The sequence below is a fragment of the uncultured Georgenia sp. genome (assembly GCF_937958535.1).
Lineage (GTDB): Bacteria > Actinomycetota > Actinomycetes > Actinomycetales > Actinomycetaceae > Oceanitalea.
The window spans coordinates 1-3,424 of record NZ_CALGNQ010000256.1 but is presented as its reverse complement, the minus strand read 5'-3'; the positions used below and the strand labels follow the sequence as shown (position 1 = coordinate 3,424).

Annotated in this window: 2 protein-coding genes; both read right to left on the bottom strand. The window is 74.4% G+C overall.

Annotated features, from left to right (window positions below; translation table 11 throughout):
- A partial coding sequence (locus Q0195_RS13915) for a PIG-L family deacetylase (protein ID WP_299279550.1) occupies positions 1 to 1,152 on the bottom strand: 1,152 nt, incomplete at its 3' end.
- A gap of 28 nt (positions 1,153 to 1,180) precedes the next feature.
- The gene (gene typA, locus Q0195_RS13910; RefSeq protein ID WP_299279548.1) at positions 1,181 to 3,091 is read right to left on the bottom strand and encodes a translational GTPase TypA; all 1,911 of its coding nucleotides are present in this window, start codon (positions 3,089 to 3,091) and stop codon (positions 1,181 to 1,183) included.
- Between the last annotated feature and the right edge of the window lie 333 nt (positions 3,092 to 3,424).

Here is a 3,424-nt window from a genome sequence, read left to right as displayed (position 1 = left end):
GTGGTCGACGGGCGCGCTCCGTGCGTGGTCGGCGGGCGCACTCGGTGCGTGGTCGACGGGCGCGCTCCGTGCGTGGTCGGCCGACGTGGTCGCGGCGGCAGGCGCGCTCCCGGCCGCAGCACGCTCCGGCGCGGGCACAGCGCCCGCCGCCCGCCGGGGCCCGGCCGCCAGGACGGCGGCCAGCGCACCGGCGTCGGAGCCCGGCGCGGGCCGGAGGTAGACGCGGTCGAGGACCGGCATCAGGGCGGCGTTGCTCAGTGCGAGGTGCCCGACGAGCCGCTCGCCGTCGATCGGGGCCACCGCCTGCACCTGGGTGCGGTGTCGGCGCAGGGCGGCGAGCACCCGCTCGGCGACGGGCCGCACGTCGAAGGACGCGGCGAGCTCGTGGGAGGGGACGGCGACGCCGGGCAGCTCCTCACCCAGCTCCGGCACCGTGAGGACGGTGCCGTCGGGTGCGTGCCGGGGCGGGTGGCCGGCGAGGGTGTCACGCAGCTCGGTCATCGCGGCACGCAGGTGCGCCTCGTCCTGGGCCACCCAGAGCACGGTCGGCACCCGCCAGGGCGCCAGCGGCGCGAGCGGGTCGGGGGCGTCGCCCACCGGAGGGACGTGCTGCGCGCCGGCGAGCTCGACGGCACGCATCGTCACCCGGTGGGCGTGCACGTGGTCGGGGTGCCCGTAGCCGCCGCCGGGCTCCTCGGTGAGCACCGCCGTCGGGCGCAGGTGGCGGATGACGACGGCGAGGAGGCGAGCGGCGACCTCGACGTCGACTGCGCTGAACGCGTCGGGCCCGGCGCTCTCCGCTGGGCCGGCGATGCCCGGGCGCACCCAGCGCATCCCGGAGTCACGGAAACGGGCGGGCCGGGCGCCGTCCAGACCGGGGACCTGGTCGAGGAGGAGTAGCCGGTGGACGCCGAGCTCGGCGAGCGCCGCAGAGAGCTCCTGCTCACGGCGGCGGGCGAGCCGGTCGGGGTCCGCGGTGAGGTGGCCCAGCTCGGGCGGGATGACCTCTCCCTGCTCGCCGCGGGTGCAGGTGACGACGGAGACGTCCACCCCGGCGGCGACGGCGAGGGCGAGCAGGCCGCCGGCCCCGATCGTCTCGTCGTCGGGGTGCGCGAAGACGGCGAGGAGGCGGTGCTCGGGCGGCGTCGTCATCCCGTCATTGTCGCCCACAGGTGTCGCCCTACCCGGCCTTGCGTGCCCGGGCGGCGGCCTTGGCGCGCTCCACCTGGTCGAGGATGACCTTGCGGACGCGCACCGCCTCCGGGGTCACCTCGACGCACTCGTCGTTGCCCGCGAACTCCAGGGACTCCTCCAGCGTGAGGCGCCGCGGCGGGACGAGGTTCTCGAAGGTGTCGGCGGCGGCCGCCCGCATGTTCGTCTGCTTCTTCTCCCGGGTGACGTTGACGTCCATGTCACCCCCGCGGGCGCTCTCGCCGACGACCTGCCCCTCGTACACGGTCGAGCCCGGCTCGACGATGAAGGAGCCGCGCTCCTGGAGGTTGATCATCGCGTACGGGGTCACCGTGCCGGCACGGTCGGAGACCATCGACCCGGTGGAACGGGCGTCGATCGGGCCGTGCCACGGCTCGTAACCGGCGGCGATGGAGGACGCGATGCCGGTGCCCCGGGTCTCGGTGAGGAAGCGGGTGCGGAAGCCGATGAGGCCGCGGGCGGGGACGAGGAACTCCATGCGCACCCAGCCGGTGCCGTGGTTCGACATCGTCTCCATGCGGCCCTTGCGCTGGGCGAGGAGCTGGGTGACGGCGCCGAGGTACTCCTCCGGCACGTCGATGGTCATCCGCTCCATCGGCTCGTGGACGGTGCCGTCGATGGTCCGGGTGACCACCTGCGGCTTGCCGACGGTCAGCTCGAAGCCCTCGCGCCGCATCTGCTCCACGAGGATCGCCAGCGCCAGCTCGCCACGCCCCTGGACCTCCCAGGCGTCGGGCCGCTCGGTGGGCAGCACCCGCAGGGACACGTTGCCGATGAGCTCGCGGTCGAGGCGGTCCTTGACCTGGCGGGCGGTTACCTTGGCGCCCTTGACCTTCCCGGCGAGCGGGGAGGTGTTGATGCCGATGGTCATCGAGATGGCCGGGTCGTCGACGGTGATGAGCGGCAGCGGGCGCGGGTCGTCCAGGTCGACGAGCGACTCCCCGATGGTGATGTCCTCGATGCCGGCGACGGCGACGATGTCCCCGGCGTCGGCGCGGTCGGTGGGCACCCGGTCGAGCGCGACGGTCCGCAGCAGCTCGGAGATCCGCATCGGCTTGACGTCGCCGTCGCGGGTGGCCCAGCCGACGGTCTGCCCCTTGTGCAGCGAGCCGTTGAAGATGCGCAGCAGCGCCAGCCGGCCGAGGAACGGGGAGGCGTCGAGGTTGGTGACGTGTGCCTGGAGGGGTGCGCCCTCGTCGTAGCTCGGGGCCGGGATGGTCTCGAGGATGGTCGCGAAGAGCGGCTCGAGGTCGGGGTTGTCCGGCAGCTCGCCGTCGCGCGGCTGGGCGAGGGAGGCGCGGCGGGCCTTGCCGGAGGCGTAGACGACCGGTACGTCGAGGATGGCGTCGAGGTCGAGGTCGGGCACCTCGTCGGCGAGGTCGCCGGCCAGACCGAGGAGGAGGTCGGTGGTCTCGGCGACGACCGCGGTGATCCGGGCGTCCGGCCGGTCGACCTTGTTGACGACGACGATGACCGGGAGCTTGGCGGCGAGCGCCTTGCGCAGCACGAACCGGGTCTGCGGCAGCGGGCCCTCGCTCGCGTCGACGAGGAGGACGACGCCGTCGACCATGGACAGCCCGCGCTCCACCTCGCCGCCGAAGTCGGCGTGGCCGGGGGTGTCGATGACGTTGATCGTCACCCCGTCCGGTGCGCCGTGGGCCGCCGCGGCGGGGCCGGCGTACCGCACCGTGGTGTTCTTCGCGAGGATGGTGATGCCCTTCTCGCGCTCGAGGTCACCGGAGTCCATCGCCCGCTCGTCGACGTGCTGGTGGTCGCCGAACGCCCCCGACTGCCACAGCATGGCGTCGACCATCGTGGTCTTGCCGTGGTCGACGTGGGCGACGATCGCGACGTTGCGCAGGTCGGGGCGGACGGGCATACGCGGACTCCTCCGTGGTGGGGCGCCCGGCGGCCGACGTGCGGCGCGCGGCAACGGCCGGGCTGAAGGGCACCCGAGGCCCGAGTGCCGCCGGTAAATGGTACTCCCGCGGGCGCCCGGCGCACCGAAGGTGTGACGAGCCCCCCACCCACCCGCCTTGCTCCCCGCCCGCCTTGCTCCCCGCCCGCCCCCGCCCCGGTGTCTCGTCCTTCTGAATCGTGCGTCGCCCCTGGGAGCACGCCGAACTGAGCGAAAAGGACGAGACACCCGGGGTGGCGACACGGCCGACTCACCGCGGGCGGCACTGCTCCACGGGGCAGACGGCGGCCGCCC